The organism is Staphylococcus sp. GW823-FHT05F06, assembly GCF_058795495.1.
In genome coordinates, this window is sequence record NZ_JBXAHW010000018.1 from 19,537 (window position 1) to 34,529 (window position 14,993).

General features: G+C 32.4%; 19 protein-coding genes and 1 riboswitch. Of the genes, 4 read left to right on the plus strand and 15 right to left on the minus strand.

Going from position 1 to position 14,993, the window contains the following annotated elements:
- Positions 1 to 68: 68 nt before the first annotated feature.
- From sufB to sufC, 5 genes are all read right to left on the minus strand, one after another.
- Positions 69 to 1,466 (minus strand): Fe-S cluster assembly protein SufB, encoded by a 1,398-nt coding sequence (sufB, locus tag AC1Q7N_RS10280; RefSeq protein ID WP_002484542.1) that lies wholly within the window; start codon positions 1,464 to 1,466, stop codon positions 69 to 71.
- Positions 1,467 to 1,671: 205 nt separating this feature from the next.
- Positions 1,672 to 2,136 carry a Fe-S cluster assembly sulfur transfer protein SufU gene (gene sufU, locus AC1Q7N_RS10285; protein ID WP_001831954.1) on the minus strand — a complete coding sequence of 155 codons (465 nt, stop codon included), beginning with the start codon at positions 2,134 to 2,136 and terminating at the stop codon, positions 1,672 to 1,674.
- Complete coding sequence (locus AC1Q7N_RS10290; RefSeq protein ID WP_002438997.1) at positions 2,126 to 3,367, minus strand: cysteine desulfurase; 1,242 nt, start codon at positions 3,365 to 3,367, stop codon at positions 2,126 to 2,128. Before AC1Q7N_RS10290 ends, sufU begins: the two co-directional genes overlap by 11 nt.
- A gap of 67 nt (positions 3,368 to 3,434) precedes the next feature.
- A complete protein-coding gene (gene sufD, locus AC1Q7N_RS10295) occupies positions 3,435 to 4,742 on the minus strand; it encodes a Fe-S cluster assembly protein SufD (RefSeq protein ID WP_001831898.1) in 1,308 nt (435 codons plus the stop codon).
- A gap of 94 nt (positions 4,743 to 4,836) precedes the next feature.
- Positions 4,837 to 5,598 carry a Fe-S cluster assembly ATPase SufC gene (gene sufC, locus AC1Q7N_RS10300; RefSeq protein WP_001831944.1) on the minus strand — a complete coding sequence of 254 codons (762 nt, stop codon included), beginning with the start codon at positions 5,596 to 5,598 and terminating at the stop codon, positions 4,837 to 4,839.
- Positions 5,599 to 5,919: 321 nt separating this feature from the next.
- Between sufC and popT the strand changes: the two genes are divergently transcribed.
- Entirely contained in the window at positions 5,920 to 6,780 is an 861-nt protein-coding gene (gene popT, locus AC1Q7N_RS10305) for a polyprenyl-phosphate transporter PopT (RefSeq protein ID WP_001831939.1), read from the plus strand.
- A gap of 65 nt (positions 6,781 to 6,845) precedes the next feature.
- Here the strand turns inward: popT and AC1Q7N_RS10310 are convergent, their stop codons facing one another.
- Positions 6,846 to 7,037, minus strand: coding sequence for a CsbD family protein (locus AC1Q7N_RS10310; protein ID WP_001831967.1), 192 nt, complete (start codon positions 7,035 to 7,037; stop codon positions 6,846 to 6,848).
- Between the two features lie 174 nt (positions 7,038 to 7,211).
- On the opposite strand from AC1Q7N_RS10310, the gene AC1Q7N_RS10315 reads away from it, so the two are divergent.
- A complete protein-coding gene (locus AC1Q7N_RS10315; protein ID WP_001831893.1) occupies positions 7,212 to 7,370 on the plus strand; it encodes a hypothetical protein in 159 nt (52 codons plus the stop codon).
- A 269-nt stretch (positions 7,371 to 7,639) separates the two neighbouring features.
- Here AC1Q7N_RS10315 and AC1Q7N_RS10320 read toward each other — a convergent pair whose 3' ends face one another.
- The 7 genes from AC1Q7N_RS10320 to AC1Q7N_RS10350 all read right to left on the minus strand — a co-directional run bounded on the left by AC1Q7N_RS10320 (position 7,640) and on the right by AC1Q7N_RS10350 (position 12,281).
- Positions 7,640 to 8,452: a MetQ/NlpA family ABC transporter substrate-binding protein gene (locus AC1Q7N_RS10320; RefSeq protein ID WP_001831988.1), complete on the minus strand. Its 813-nt coding sequence runs from the start codon at positions 8,450 to 8,452 to the stop codon at positions 7,640 to 7,642.
- Positions 8,453 to 8,472: 20 nt separating this feature from the next.
- Positions 8,473 to 9,168 (minus strand): methionine ABC transporter permease, encoded by a 696-nt coding sequence (locus tag AC1Q7N_RS10325; protein ID WP_001831910.1) that lies wholly within the window; start codon positions 9,166 to 9,168, stop codon positions 8,473 to 8,475.
- Positions 9,161 to 10,186: a methionine ABC transporter ATP-binding protein gene (locus AC1Q7N_RS10330; RefSeq protein WP_001831992.1), complete on the minus strand. Its 1,026-nt coding sequence runs from the start codon at positions 10,184 to 10,186 to the stop codon at positions 9,161 to 9,163. The genes AC1Q7N_RS10325 and AC1Q7N_RS10330 overlap by 8 nt, the downstream gene beginning before the upstream one ends.
- Positions 10,187 to 10,279: 93 nt before the next feature.
- A riboswitch (SAM riboswitch) is annotated at positions 10,280 to 10,382 on the minus strand.
- Between the two features lie 56 nt (positions 10,383 to 10,438).
- Positions 10,439 to 10,735, minus strand: a complete 297-nt coding sequence (locus tag AC1Q7N_RS10335; RefSeq protein WP_001831936.1) for a thioredoxin family protein — start codon at positions 10,733 to 10,735, stop codon at positions 10,439 to 10,441.
- The gene (locus AC1Q7N_RS10340; protein ID WP_001831968.1) at positions 10,728 to 11,114 is read right to left on the minus strand and encodes a toprim domain-containing protein; all 387 of its coding nucleotides are present in this window, start codon (positions 11,112 to 11,114) and stop codon (positions 10,728 to 10,730) included. Before AC1Q7N_RS10340 ends, AC1Q7N_RS10335 begins: the two co-directional genes overlap by 8 nt.
- A gap of 259 nt (positions 11,115 to 11,373) precedes the next feature.
- A complete protein-coding gene (gene gcvH / locus AC1Q7N_RS10345) occupies positions 11,374 to 11,754 on the minus strand; it encodes a glycine cleavage system protein GcvH (RefSeq protein WP_001831963.1) in 381 nt (126 codons plus the stop codon).
- Positions 11,755 to 11,927: 173 nt separating this feature from the next.
- On the minus strand, positions 11,928 to 12,281 hold the full coding sequence (locus AC1Q7N_RS10350; RefSeq protein ID WP_001831965.1) for an arsenate reductase family protein: 354 nt from the start codon (positions 12,279 to 12,281) through the stop codon (positions 11,928 to 11,930).
- A 142-nt stretch (positions 12,282 to 12,423) separates the two neighbouring features.
- Between AC1Q7N_RS10350 and AC1Q7N_RS10355 the strand changes: the two genes are divergently transcribed.
- Positions 12,424 to 12,747, plus strand: coding sequence for a thioredoxin family protein (locus AC1Q7N_RS10355; RefSeq protein WP_001831907.1), 324 nt, complete (start codon positions 12,424 to 12,426; stop codon positions 12,745 to 12,747).
- Between the two features lie 182 nt (positions 12,748 to 12,929).
- Here AC1Q7N_RS10355 and AC1Q7N_RS10360 read toward each other — a convergent pair whose 3' ends face one another.
- Both AC1Q7N_RS10360 and aroD read right to left on the minus strand, forming a co-directional pair.
- The gene (locus AC1Q7N_RS10360) at positions 12,930 to 13,472 is read right to left on the minus strand and encodes a nitroreductase family protein (protein ID WP_001831981.1); all 543 of its coding nucleotides are present in this window, start codon (positions 13,470 to 13,472) and stop codon (positions 12,930 to 12,932) included.
- Between the two features lie 80 nt (positions 13,473 to 13,552).
- Entirely contained in the window at positions 13,553 to 14,269 is a 717-nt protein-coding gene (aroD, locus tag AC1Q7N_RS10365; RefSeq protein ID WP_001831974.1) for a type I 3-dehydroquinate dehydratase, read from the minus strand.
- Between the two features lie 160 nt (positions 14,270 to 14,429).
- Here aroD and AC1Q7N_RS10370 point away from each other — a divergent pair, with 160 nt between their 5' ends.
- Positions 14,430 to 14,852, plus strand: a complete 423-nt coding sequence (locus tag AC1Q7N_RS10370) for an organic hydroperoxide resistance protein (RefSeq protein ID WP_002457221.1) — start codon at positions 14,430 to 14,432, stop codon at positions 14,850 to 14,852.
- Positions 14,853 to 14,993: the final 141 nt, after the last annotated feature.

Here is a 14,993-nt window from a genome sequence, read left to right on the forward strand (position 1 = left end):
AAAAATAAAACAACCAACGAATCACAAACGATTCGTTGGTTGTTAATCATATTATAATTGAATTAATATTAACCAATTGAGCCTTCCATTTCAAACTTAATTAAACGGTTCATTTCTACTGCGTATTCCATTGGTAATTCTTTTGTGAACGGCTCAATGAATCCCATAACAATCATTTCTGTCGCTTCTTCCTCAGAAATACCACGACTCATAAGATAGAATAATTGCTCTTCTGATACTTTAGAAACTTTAGCTTCATGTTCTAATGAAATATTGTCATTGAACACTTCATTATAAGGGATAGTATCTGAAGTCGATTCATTATCTAAAATTAATGTATCACATTCGATATTTGAACGTGCTCCCTTAGCTTTACGTCCAAAATGAACGATACCACGATAAATGACTTTACCACCATTTTTGGAGATAGATTTAGAAACAATAGTTGAAGATGTATTAGGTGCTTTATGAATCATTTTAGCACCAGCATCTTGAACTTGACCTTTACTAGCAAATGCAATGGATAATGTGCTACCTTTGGCACCTTCACCTAAAAGTACACAGTTTGGATATTTCATCGTTAACTTAGAGCCTAAGTTTCCATCTACCCATTCCATATTACCATTCTCATGGACAAAGGTACGTTTAGTTACTAAATTATATACGTTATTAGCCCAGTTTTGGATAGTAGTATATCTTACATGTGCATCTTTGTGTACTATAATTTCAACAACTGCCGAGTGTAGCGAACTTGTAGAGTATACAGGTGCAGTACAACCTTCTACATAGTTTACTGATGCACCTTCATCAGCAATTATTAATGTACGTTCGAATTGTCCCATATTCTCAGAGTTAATACGGAAATATGCTTGTAGTGGTGTATCTAATTTAACATTCTTAGGAACATAAATGAATGAACCACCAGACCATACTGCTGAATTTAATGCAGCAAATTTATTATCTGCAGCAGGTACCACTGACGCAAAATATTCTCTAAATAACTCTTCATTTTCACGTAATGCACTATCAGTATCTTTGAAAATAATACCCTTTTCTTCCAGTTCTTTCTCCATATTATGATAAACAACTTCTGATTCATATTGTGCAGAAACTCCAGCTAAGTATTTCTGCTCAGCTTCTGGAATACCTAATTTATCGAAAGTACGTTTGATTTCTTCAGGCACTTCATCCCATGAACGTTCAGTATGTTCAGAAGGTTTAACATAATACGTAATATCATCAAAATCTAATTCAGATAAATCTCCACCCCATTGTGGCATTGGCATTTTATAGAATAGTTTTAATGCTTTCAAACGGAAATCTAACATCCATTGTGGCTCTTCTTTCATTTTAGAGATTTCTGTTACTATATTTTCCGTTAAACCACGCTCTGATCTAAAAATGGAAACATCTTCGTCATGGAATCCGTATTTATAATCCCCAACATCAGGTGCTTGTTTTGCCATTTTAATCACTCCTTGATTTTATAATTAATAAACGGCATGCGTATAAAAAATTCATTTATATTTATGTTTACTCTACTTTGTTATGTCCTATCACTATGATTTAAACTTTTACGATGTAATTAAATCACTGAATTAAACATACGAGGATGTTGATTCAGTATAACAATATATTTACATCATCAAAAGGTAATATATTGTATTGGTTTTAATCTTCTTCCGTTGTACCTTCTGACTTACCTTCTTTTTCGACTGTCCCTTTTTCTAATGCTTTCCATGCAAGCGTTGCACATTTAATTCTAGCTGGGAATTGTGAGACACCTTGAAGCGCCTCAATATCTCCCATTTCTTCTGTAATCTCGTAGTCTTCACCGAGCATCATTTTAGTAAACTCTTGGCTCATTTGCATTGCTTCACCAAGTGAATGACCTTTAACTGCTTCAGTCATCATAGATGCACTAGACATTGAAATTGAACATCCTTCTCCTTCAAACTTAGCATCATTAATGATTCCGTCTTCAATATCAAATGTCAAACGTATGCGATCACCACATGTAGGGTTATTCATATCAACAGTCATTGAGCCATTGTCTAAGACACCTTTGTTTCTAGGGTTTTTGTAATGATCCATAATTACAGATCTATATAATTGATCCAAATTATTAAAATTCATAAGAGAAAAACTCCTTCGTTTGTTTCAATGCTTGAACTAATTGATCTACATCTTCTTTCGTATTATAAACGTAAAAACTTGCACGTGCTGTTGAAGAGACACCTAACCATTTCATCAAAGGTTGCGCACAGTGATGGCCTGCACGAACTGCAACACCTTCTGTATCAACAGCTGTAGCTACATCATGTGGATGTATATCTGCTAAATTAAAAGTAATGACCCCTGCACGTCTATCTTTTGGTGGACCGTAAATTTCAAGACCATCTATAGTTAACATTTGTTCATATGCATATTCTGTCAATTCTTTTTCATGCTGATGAATCGCATTAAAACCTAAATTTTCAATATAATGTATAGCTTCTGCTAAACCTATTGCTTGAGCAATAAGTGGTGTGCCAGCCTCAAATTTAGTTGGTAGGTCAGCCCAAGTGGCGTCATATTTACTTACGAAGTCTATCATATCTCCACCAAATTCAACGGGTTCCATATTTTGTAATAATTCTCTTTTTCCATATAAAACTCCAATGCCAGTAGGACCTAACATTTTATGTCCACTAAAACTATAAAAATCAGCATCGATATCTTGCATATCTAAAGCCATGTGTGGAGCTGATTGCGCACCATCCACACTTATAACTGCACCATGTTCATGTGCAATTTTAGCGATAGTTTTAACATCATTAATTGTTCCTAAAACATTGGAAACGTGTGCGATAGCAACAATTTTAGTTTTATCATTGATGGTTGCTTTTATATCATCTAATTGCAATTCACCATCTTTTGTCATTGGAATAAATTTTAGTGTTGCATTTTTACGTTTAGCTAATTGTTGCCATGGAACAATATTAGCATGATGTTCCATTTCTGTTACAACAATTTCGTCACCCTCACTAATATTAGCGTCACCATAACTATGTGCTACTATATTTATTGATGCAGTTGTTCCTCGAGTGAAAATAATTTCTTCAAAGTACTTCGCATTGATAAAACGTCTTACTGTTTCTCTTGCATTTTCATAGCCATCTGTAGCTAAAGACCCTAATGTGTGTACACCACGATGGACATTAGAATTATAGCGTTTGTAGTAATCATCTAGTACATTTAAAACTTGTACAGGTGTTTGGCTAGTCGCAGTTGAATCAAGGTATGCTAAACGTTTATTATTTACCTTTTGCTCAAGTATCGGAAAGTCTTTAATGACTGCCTTGACATCAAAAGAATGTTCGGCCATTATAGTCACGACCTTTCTATATATGAGTTTCCCCTCTAGGAGGTATCAATTGAATTAATCTTTGACTTTATTTTGAAACTTTACGCTCAATTACTTCTCTAAGTTGACGTTTTACATCGTCAATTGGTAATTCACGTACTACTGGATCTAAGAAACCATGTATAACTAGACGCTCTGCTTCAGCTCTTGAAATACCACGGCTCATTAAATAATATAATTGCTCAGGATCGACACGACCAACTGAGGCTGCATGTCCTGCTTCAACATCATCTTCGTCTATTAAAAGAATAGGGTTAGCATCACCACGAGCATTTTCAGATAACATCAATACACGTGACTCTTGGTTCGCAATAGATTTCGTACCACCATGTTTAATGTAGCCAATTCCATTAAATACAGAAGATGCATTTTCTTTCATAACACCATGTTTCAATATATACCCATCTGTTTCTTTACCGTATTGAACAATTTTGGAAGTTAAATTTATTTTTTGATCACCTGTGCCAACAACAACTGATTTCAATGCACTTGTTGAACGATCACCGTTTAGATTTGTAGTATTATCTATAATTTGGCTACCTTCATTCATCAAACCTAGTGCCCAATTGATAGAAGCATCTGCATCTGCAGAACCACGACGAATTATATGACCTGTAAATCCTTTATCTAAATAATCAACTGAACCATATGTGACGTTAGAGTTTGCGCCAGCGATAACCTCTGACACAATATTAAGTTGGTTATCTTCACCACTAGTAGTAGAAAGATAGTTCTCTACATAGGTAACTTCTGCACTTTCTTCTGTAACAATGATGACGTGATTGTAAAAGCTCGCTTGTTCATCATCATGTAAAACAACGTACTGTATAGGATGTTCTACAACAGTATTTTTAGGTACATAAACAAAAATACCACCGTTTACTAATGCAGTATGCAATGCTGTTAAACGATGTTCATCAACATCTACTGCTTTAGTCATAAAGTACTTTTGAACTAAATCACTATGGTTGACTAGTGCTTCAGATAGACCTTCAATAATCACACCATCATGTTTAGCTTGATCCGATACTTGTGTATATGCCAATTCATTATTATGTTGAATGATTAAGTTTTCTGAGTTTTCAACATCAATGATTTCTTTAACAGATTTTGGTAAATCAGTTAACTGAGTGTATGCATCTCCTGTTGTATGGTGTTGTTTAAACGTATCAAAATCCCATTTTCTTAATTTCGTTTTATCAGGTTTTGGCATTTCTAAAGTTTCTGTTAATTTCAACGCTTTTTTACGTAACTCTGTCATCCAAGAAGGTTCATTGTGCGCTTTAGAATAATCAACAAGTTGTTCTTCAGAAATGTTCAAAGTTTTAGTTGTCATCACTTTTTCCTCCTACTTGATGAAATAAATTTTACTTCGAATGTTCAGTTTCATCATTTTATGTGAACATCTCAATGCTAATTTTGGAATATGACTATTCAGCAGCACCAAATTCTTCTTTAACCCATTCATAGCCTTCTTCTTCAAGGCGTTTAGCCAATTCTGGACCTCCAGATTTCACAACTTTACCACCGTACATCACATGTACTTTATCTGGTGTAATATAATTTAAAAGTCGTTGATAGTGCGTAATCATTAATGCTCCAAACTCTTCACCACGCATTTGATTAATACCTTTAGAAACCACTTTCAAAGCATCAATATCCAAACCAGAGTCAATTTCATCTAAAATAGCGAATTTCGGTTCTAACATCATTAATTGTAAAATCTCATTTCGTTTTTTCTCTCCACCAGAGAAACCTTCATTTAAATAACGTTGAGCCATATCTTTATCGATATCTAAAAAGTCCATTTGTTTATCCAATTTCTTGATGAACTGCATTAAATTAATTTCTTGTCCCTCTTCACGTTTCGCATTAATTGCTGAGCGCATAAAATCTGCGTTTGTTACCCCTGTAATTTCTGATGGATATTGCATAGCTAAAAATAAGCCTGCTTTAGCTCTCTCATCAACGTCTAACTCTAAAATATTAACGCCATCTAATAATACTTCACCTTGTGTAACTTCATAACTTGGATGTCCCATAATTGCTGACGATAATGTTGATTTACCAGTACCATTAGGTCCCATAATTGCGTGTATTTCACCAGTGTTAATTGTTAAGTTAACACCTTTTAAAATTTCTTTATCCTCGATAGACACATGTAGGTCCTTAATCTCTAATGTTGATGACATTTATATTCCCTCCGTAAAATATAAAGTTTTCTTAACTAGTTTATAATAATTTTAATCTATAGTCAAAAAGACTCATTGAATTTCAATCCACTTCATTATAACGTACTTGGTCCCTAATATAAACTTTTTAAAACACTTATTTAGATTTATTATTTAACAATAATTATTTTTATGTAATTGTTCTGAAATTCTTTAAATGATAATGGAAAGCTCACTTTCTCAATAGCCAATCTTTAGACAAAAAAGAAAATATCCCAAGAAGTTCAAATAATGTGATATTATGCACTTTAACCTTTAAAATTTTCATGAAAGGAGATTATTATGAAAAAATTCAAATGGATAAATATATTTAAAGGTTTTGGTATGGGTACAAGTGATCTCGTCCCAGGTGTAAGTGGAGGGACTATCGCTTTATTACTTGGAATTTATGATGACTTTATTAGCTCAATTAGTGGTTTGTTTTCAAGACGATTTTGGCCTAGCTTAAAATTTTTACTACCTATTTTAGTAGGGATGCTAATAGCTATAGGACTATTAAGTCAATTATTTAATTATTTGCTTAGTCAACATCATATTCCTACTATGTTATTTTTTACAGGTTTGATTCTCGGTATCATCCCTTATTTATTAACCATCTCAAATTTCAAAAAAAATTTCAGTATAATACATTATTTTATTCTATTATTAGGTATTGCTATTATAGTCGTTTTCGCATTGCTTAATCATGGAGACAAGCATTCAGGTGAAACACTTACTTTATCTTTCAGTCTTATCATTAAATATTTTATCGCAGGTGTTTTCGCTTCAAGTGCTATGTTATTACCAGGCATTTCTGGATCATTTATGTTACTTGTCTTCGGAGTATATGGGACGCTAATGTATGCTATTTCTGAACTACTTCATTTTAATTTAAATGCATTACCTATCATATTAATAGTAGGTTTCGGTATTGTAACTGGTTTTATGATTTCAAGTCGATTAATTCAATATTGTCTACATCAACACCCTACAATGACATTTGCTTTGATAATAGGCTTTGTAATCGGATCGTTGTATGCAGTTTTCCCTGGATTCCCGAAAGACTTAATCCAATGGATCATATCATTTTTCCTATTGATCACTGGCTTCTTAGTAAGTTATGTTCTTGGTAAAATTACAGCAAAAAATGAAGCATCATTTTGATATATATACAAACAAGCCCTCATATACCATAGAGTACATGAGGGCTAAATTAGAAGGACTATTAATTAGTCACCTTTATTACCTTTAAATTTATCAATAACGTCATTTGCTTTTTCTTTAACGTTTTCTACAGCTTCTTTCGCTTTACCAGAAGCTTTGTCACCTTTACCATCTTTTTCTAATTCTTTATTATCAGTAGCATTACCTACTGTTTCTTTAATATTACCTTTAGCTTGTTCAAATTTATCTTCAGCCATTTAAAATTCCTCCTTATGTTTAACTTATTAATATTGTTACCCTCTTATTTATGAGCTAAACATCTTTTATGAATTTTTTTCTCATAAAGATGATTTTACGAAAGAAACTATAAATTTACAGTAGATTATAGTATATTGAATATAAAATAATTATAAGTTGGGTTGGTATATTTTATGAAATTTATTACTATTAAAGCGATTACTGAGAAAGGGTTAGATAAAAAAGTAAATCAATTTTTAAAATCACATCCACAAATTGAAATTATCAAATTTGATTACCAAATGGGATATAGCGGTGTAAGTGTTGGTATTTTATACCGTGATAATATTTAAATAATTATAGATATGTTGTGCGTATAAAGACAATATATCTTACCTTTTACAAAACTACCTGTTCAAAAAATATGGCTAGTGAATTATAGTCATTGTTAGATAACTATAATCACAGAAAAATGTTTATGGATGTTAAAACGTATAACAAAAGTGAGTTAAAAATTAAAGGTTCAATAGCAAAAAACACGTAGATGATTTTATACTGAATCATCTACGTGTTTTTGTATATTCATGTGACAAGCGATTAAATATTATTAATTGTTTGCTATTTACTTAGCAGGTACGACAGCTCCATCATACTTATCTTTAATATAATCTTGAATTTCTTTAGATTGTAGCACTTCCATTAATACTTTGATATTTTTATCATCTTTATGACCTTTTTTAACTGCAATTAAATTTGCATATGGGTTATCTTTAGGAGATTCTAAAGCAATCGAATCTTTTTTAGGACTTAATTTTTGGTCAATCGCATAGTTAGAATTAATGATTACTGCGTCAGCGTCTTGATTTTGATAGATTTTTGGTAAATATTCTGCTGATTGTTTGTTGTTAAATTTAATATCTTTTTTGTTTTCAGTTATGTCATCAAATTTAGCATTTTCAATTTTAACGCCTTTTTTAAGTTTAATAAGACCTTCATCTACAAAGAATTTTAAGAATCGTCCTTGTTCAGCTGGGTTATTTGATACATATACTGTTGCACCTTTAGGAAGATCTTTTAAGCTTTTATATTTTTTTGAGTATACAGCCATAGGTTCTAATTCAACATTCCCAGCCGATTCAATTTTATACCCTTTTTCTTTACTTTCAGTATTTAAGTATGGTGTATGTTGGAAGAAGTTCGCATCGATTTCACCTTTGTCTAATAATTTATTAGGCGTTGTGTAATCGTTAATTGATTTGATTTTTAAATCATAACCTTTTTTCTTCAATAATGGTTTTGCTTTTTCTAAAATTTCAGCGTGTGGTGCTGGAGATGCACCTACTGTGATAGTTTTTTCCTTATCTTTACCTCCACCACATGCAGCTAAGGCAATCGTTAAAGCCAATACTAAAATAATTCCGAATAATTTTTTCATAGAATATAATCCCCTTTTCTTTAGCGTTTATCGATTTTATTTGTAAGCCAATCCCCTAGGAACTGGATTATAAATACAATAATTAAAATAAATACTGTTGAAACTAAAATGACATCATTTTGATTTCGAGTAAATCCTGTTAAATATGCTAAATTACCTAAACCGCCTGCGCCAATAACACCTGCAATAGCTGTAGAACCTACCAAAGCAATTGCAGTAACGGTAATACCTGAAACTAAAGCAGGCATTGCTTCAGGAAGTAGCACTTTTCTCACAACTATCGAAGTGTTCGCTCCCATTGACCAAGCAGCCTCTATAACACCTTTATCAATTTCTTTAAAAGCAATCTCGACCAATCTAGCGTAGAATGGTGCTGCACCAATAATAAGTGCTGGTAATGCACCAGTTGGCCCACTGATTGTTCCGAGAAGTATACTTGTAAATGGAATTAACAGTAAAATTAATATGATAAATGGAATTGCTCTAAATAAATTAACAATGAATGACACAATCGTGTAGAAAATCTTAGCAGCCAATGAGTTACTTTTCGCAGATAAAAAGAGTAATACCCCTAATATAAGTCCAAAGACAAATGCAAAAAGCGTCGAAACAACAGTCATATATAGAGTTTCTAAAATTGCCTGCCAAACCTCTGGCCACTGAACATTTGGCATTGTCACCATTTCGTGAAATATTTCACCATAAGATTTACCCATGTTTTAGCACCTCCACATTAACGTGTTGTTCGTGAAGATTATGTTTAAATTGCTTGAAATGTTCTTCACTTATATGTGGTATGTGAATAACTAAAAATCCAAGCGAACCGTTTTTAGTATTCTTAATATCTGCTTCAAGAATATTCACATCTATGTTATGCGTCTTCGTCATATAAGATATGATAGGCTCAGTTGTATTTTCACCAGTAAAGTTTAACCTCACGATATATGCATCATGATCTAATGGCTCCAAATACTCTAAAGAATCTTCAAAATCATCGTTTAAATCATCTTTCACAAAACGTTTTGTTACTTCGTGTTGTGGATTCTCAAATACTTTACTTACCGCTCCCTGTTCGATAACTTTACCGTTTTCCATTACAGCAACTTCATCACAAATTCTTCGTATAACATGCATTTCATGTGTTATAAGTACAATAGTTAAATTTTGTTGTTCCCTTACCTTCAATAATAAATCTAGAATTTCATCTGTAGTTTGTGGATCTAATGCACTTGTTGCCTCATCGCATAACAATACATCTGGATCATTAGCTAATGCTCTCGCAATACCCACTCTTTGTTTTTGTCCGCCTGATAATTCAGACGGATACGCACTTTCTCGACCTTTTAGGCCGACAAGTTCAATGAGTTCCAATGCTTTTTGTTTAGCTAGACCACTTGGAACGCCAGCAATTTCTAATGGAAATGTTACATTTTTCAATACATTTCTTGACCATAGAAGGTTAAAATGTTGAAAAATCATACTCACTTTTTGTCGTTTTTTTCGTAACTGTGATTTAGATAATTGACTTATATTGTCACCATCTATAATGATTTCACCTGACGTTGGAGATTCTAAGTTGTTAAACATTCTTATAAGCGTACTTTTGCCAGCTCCTGAGAAACCAATCACACCAAAAATAGAGCCGGATTCAATGTTTAAATCAACGTGATCAACAGCAAGAACATCTTTATCCTTGGTATGATAGCGTTTAACAATTTGGTTTAGCTTAATCACGTTAATAGCCTCCTTATGTTGCTTAGTAATCAAATTAAAAATGCTTTCTCAATTTTTAGAAAATTTGAGAAAGCATTTGTTGAAATGTTCTTTCTCTCATCTTCTAAAGTTATACTTTATGTGAATTGGCACCATTTCTATTTTAGACGGTTGCCGGGCTTCTTAGGGCACATCCCTCCACCTCTCTCGATAAGAGTTAAAGCATATTTAATTTGTATTAATCCTACCATCGTACTAATGTTTCGTCAATAATTATTTTAAATTTTCTAACAAATAAGTAACTGACTGAAATGCGTAGATTCTTTTTATCTCTTCCTCTCTACGCATAAGCAACAAAACAGGAACAGACATAATTTGTTTCTCTTTACTCCATTCAGGATAAAAATTAAGATCTATTTTTTTTATTGGCAATTGTAAGATTTCATTAGCAATATCCAACATCCTTTCAGAAATCTTACATGTTCCACACATTGGTGTATAACCAAATATGAGATGTTTTTCTTTATTAAAATTAACAGTTATGTCTTCAATATCCTTCAATTTATTCATTTACTAAAACTAGCCTTTCAGTTTTTAAATTATTCATAAGTTTCTTTTCTTTTTTTACATTAAAACCATATCTACTTAATACATGTGCTAAATAATTTTTAGGACACTTAGCAACCTCACAAAACGTTTTATCAACATAAATATGTTCACTTTCGCTTAAATAACGTTTAAACCATTTTCTAATTTTTTCACCCTCATCATCAGAATCGGCAAGAACATAAACTTGTTTGTCATAAAGTGTTTCTATCATGTTGTCTATCTTATCTATACTCATAGTCCCATGTGTACAAATGATATTTGCAGGTTCAGCGATTACTTGTTGTACTCTTTTCTTATCCGATTTACCTTCAACAATAATAACCTTATTTACAATAGCCATGTCAATCCACCTTCTAAGCGTCAAAGTAACTATCACTATCATCATTCACAAAATCCCCAAAACCTAAACATTTAGTGACACTGCAATTTTTAATTGCTAGTGTCACTTATGCTTGAGCTTTGCTCAAGCGTTCCTCTTTTTCACTGCAATTTTTAATTGCTTGTGTCACTTATGTATGGGCTTTGGCTTACGTTCCAGATTAAAGTTGTTCCTTATAAAAAAACTCCTTGATTAAATCTAATCGAGGAGTTTGCAATCATTATTCACCAATCATTTCTGAGTATTGATCTGCTGATAATAATTCTTCTAATTGACTATCGTCACTAATTTCAATTTTAACCATCCATGCTTTTTCGTATGGCGATTCATTTACAAATTCTGGGCTATCTTCCAATTCTTCATTAACTTCAACAATTTTCCCAGAAATTGGCGCATACAACTCTGATACTGTTTTTACTGATTCCACACTACCGAATGTGTCACCTTCATTTAATTCATCGTCAGTTTCAGGTAGCTCAACAAATACGATATCACCTAATTCGTTTTGTGCGTATTCTGTAATACCAACTGTTGCTACATTATTTTCAATTTTAACCCACTCATGCTCTTTAGAATATTTAAATTCGCTCGGTACTGCCACGAGAATCCCCTCCTGATTAATTTAATTACAATTTAATGATGCCACACACATATTATTCATTCAACTATTATTACAAAGAATAAATGAATTAAAATTCGTTTTTAAATATACAAAACACCATTTTAATTTATATTTTTTTATTAATGTTCACTTTCTCTAAATTAATATCACACCTATAACCATTGGTGTTGATACTCATTTTCTTTAAATCCTAAAGTCAAATGGTTACCAGAAATAGCTAATGGACGTTTAACCAACATTCCATCTGAAGCAAGTAGTTCTAGTTTTTCATCATCAGACATATTTTTAAGTTTCTCTTTTAAATTTAATTCGCGATATTTGATACCATGTGTATTAAACAACTTATTAATATTCACACCCGTTTTATCTACGATATTTTTGAATTCTTTTTTAGTCGGTGTATGTTGAACAATATCAATGGATTCATAATTCACATCGTGCTCATCTAAAAACTTTGCAGCCTTTTTGCACGTTGTGCATTTCGGATACTGATAAAATTTAATCAATTACCTTTTACCTCCTTCTCTCTATTAACTTAAATATATCATGATATTTAATTGAACGCTTTAATTTTCAAGCTAATATTTTTGTTAATGTGCAGTCATTCGTTATAATAAGTTTACCAAATTACAAAAGGAGTAGATAGTGATGAAAAATATTCATCAAACCGAAGAATTTAATTCTACTATTGGTAGTACTGATCCAGTAATTATCAAGTTTGAAGCCGACTGGTGTCCAGATTGTAAAGCGATGGATATGTGGATAGATCCAATTGTTGAAAAATATAATAATTATCAATGGTATGTGGTCGATCGTGACGAATTAGAAGATGTGACAACTGAAAATGATGTTATGGGTATCCCAAGTATTTTAATATTCCAAAATGGTAAAAAATTAGCACACTTGCATTCAGCAAATGCTAAATCACCTGAACAAGTTGAATCATTCTTGACTGAACATTTAGATCAATAATATTTAACTAAAAAACCTGAGACATCATCAAACGTCTCAGGTTTTTCTTGTATTATTCGTCAGTAACTAAAGTAAATACTTATGTTTTCAACTCTGTTACTCACTGTATCGGTGAAACGATAAACACAAATTCCATCTCACCTAATTTTAAATTTTAATACACGCTCAATATCACGGATGATTTATTCAAATTCGGTAATAAGATTTTTATTTTTACGTTTAGCCTTCGTTGGTACTTCTTCTAAATCAGTAAGATACAAAAATCCTGCTAATATTTCATTATCCTTTACACCCAAAGCTTTTCGTATTTTAGGATCAAAGATATATTGTGGCGACTTCCAACAAGTACCAATACCCGCTTCGTATAAAAGTAACATTAAATTTTGAGCAAAAGCTCCAAATGCAAAATAATTTTCACGACTTTGACGTTGTCTTGGATCATCTTTTAAAATCAACAACAACATGCCACCTAAATTTGTTACTGCATGAAAGTGATCCTCTCGCTTATCCGGACTATCTGGAAAAGCAAATCTTGTGATATCCCTACTAAAATCACCGAGTTTATCTTTTGAAATATGAACCAATCTCCATGGTTCTCTCATACCATGATTTGGAGCGTCAGTAGCTTTATATATTGCATCGTAAACCGTTTGATCATCAACCACCATATCGTGTTTAAATTTTTTGACGCTTCTACGATTAGATATAGCTTCTTGTAATTCCAATGTATTTCGCTCCCTTTATTTTATACATGATAACCATTATCAATTATAAGATACATTGTTATTGAATTCAAACTTACAAGTTAATCCTCATAAAAAGAAACCATGGATTTTAACTTAGAGACATGTATCTGTCCGGGTGCTTGTGGTTCTTCTATGCAACCATAAGACAGCGTTCCACCAAATACGCCTTGAGCAATTCGGCTGACTTTACCCAAACTAGACATCGATATACCGACAATTCGGCATGTTGTGTGCTTCGCTGTGAGTGACATGGCTTCTAATAAATGTAACACGTCCTCTTGACATTTGGGCATAACCGCAAGCTTTAAATACTCAGGATTGAGTTTTTGCATTTTAAAGTAAATAAATTTAAGTTCATCTAAAGCAGGTGTTTCTTGAAAATTATGATGCGAAAGAACAACTTCGAGCCCTTTTTGTTGTGCACGTTGAACAAGATGCGTATATTTTTCAATTTTGACGGCACTGCTCCACTCAATATCAATCATATCAAATTGTGGACACTCAATTAATTCACCTAGTATATTTAAATACTCTTGCTCATTTACAGCTCCTTTTCCTCCTTGAACTGAAGTTCTATATGTTACTAATATTTTCAAATGGAATATTTTTAATTGCTTAATCACTTCATTTAATAATGCCTTATTAAATGATGGCCATTGGTCAATGCGCAATTCAATGATATCTATTGATTCTTCGTTTACTTTTATATCTTTGAGTAAAGTTTTAGAAAGCTTGTCTTCTGGTGCAATTGTCGCTGCAATATCTACATGGGTCATTCTATCCCTCATTTCGTACACTATAGTAATTTTATTTTATATGATTTTCTTTCATTCATACAAATATCTCTAAACTTATTATTAAAATTTAAAACGAATGATTAAGTACATCTACTGGTGGGTATCAATAAAATACATACAATTTGAGGAGGTAATAATGATGGCAGTTCAATATGAAACTAAAGCGACTAACGTAGGTGGACGTAAAGGTCATGTCCATACTGACGATAATGCAATAAATGTAGATGTATTACCACCACAACAAGCTGACGGTAAAGCGACTAATCCAGAACAATTATTTGCTGCAGGTTACGCTTCATGCTTTAATGGTGCATTTGATTTAATTTTAAAACAAAATAAAGTGCGCGATGCTGAACCTGAAGTAACGTTAACGGTACGCTTGGAAGACGATCCAGATGCCGAAAGCCCAAAACTTAGCGTTGATATTCATGCAAAAGTTAAAAATGTTTTATCACAAGAAGATGCTGAAAAATATTTACAAGATGCGCACGACTTTTGTCCGTATTCAAAAGCTACACGTGGCAATATCGATGTAAACTTAAATGTTGAAGTAGTAGAATAACATTTTATCGATTAATTATATTCTCCACCCACAATTTGTGTTATCAAATTGTGGGTGGTTTTTTGAGGCTGGGACAAAAAGGTTCAAGATAAGTAAAAAAGACAATTTCTATTGAAAAAATATAGAAATTGTCTTTTTTAT

Coding starts and splice junctions, on each gene's coding strand:
- sufB (WP_002484542.1), bottom strand. CDS start 1,466: ATGGCAAAACAAGCACCTGATGTTGGGGATTATAAATACGGATTCCAT.
- sufU (WP_001831954.1), bottom strand. CDS start 2,136: ATGAATTTTAATAATTTGGATCAATTATATAGATCTGTAATTATGGAT.
- AC1Q7N_RS10290 (WP_002438997.1), bottom strand. CDS start 3,367: ATGGCCGAACATTCTTTTGATGTCAAGGCAGTCATTAAAGACTTTCCG.
- sufD (WP_001831898.1), bottom strand. CDS start 4,742: ATGACAACTAAAACTTTGAACATTTCTGAAGAACAACTTGTTGATTAT.
- sufC (WP_001831944.1), bottom strand. CDS start 5,598: ATGTCATCAACATTAGAGATTAAGGACCTACATGTGTCTATCGAGGAT.
- popT (WP_001831939.1), top strand. CDS start 5,920: ATGAAAAAATTCAAATGGATAAATATATTTAAAGGTTTTGGTATGGGT.
- AC1Q7N_RS10310 (WP_001831967.1), bottom strand. CDS start 7,037: ATGGCTGAAGATAAATTTGAACAAGCTAAAGGTAATATTAAAGAAACA.
- AC1Q7N_RS10315 (WP_001831893.1), top strand. CDS start 7,212: ATGAAATTTATTACTATTAAAGCGATTACTGAGAAAGGGTTAGATAAA.
- AC1Q7N_RS10320 (WP_001831988.1), bottom strand. CDS start 8,452: ATGAAAAAATTATTCGGAATTATTTTAGTATTGGCTTTAACGATTGCC.
- AC1Q7N_RS10325 (WP_001831910.1), bottom strand. CDS start 9,168: ATGGGTAAATCTTATGGTGAAATATTTCACGAAATGGTGACAATGCCA.
- AC1Q7N_RS10335 (WP_001831936.1), bottom strand. CDS start 10,735: ATGAATAAATTGAAGGATATTGAAGACATAACTGTTAATTTTAATAAA.
- AC1Q7N_RS10340 (WP_001831968.1), bottom strand. CDS start 11,114: ATGGCTATTGTAAATAAGGTTATTATTGTTGAAGGTAAATCGGATAAG.
- AC1Q7N_RS10355 (WP_001831907.1), top strand. CDS start 12,424: ATGAAAAATATTCATCAAACCGAAGAATTTAATTCTACTATTGGTAGT.
- aroD (WP_001831974.1), bottom strand. CDS start 14,269: ATGACCCATGTAGATATTGCAGCGACAATTGCACCAGAAGACAAGCTT.
- AC1Q7N_RS10370 (WP_002457221.1), top strand. CDS start 14,430: ATGGCAGTTCAATATGAAACTAAAGCGACTAACGTAGGTGGACGTAAA.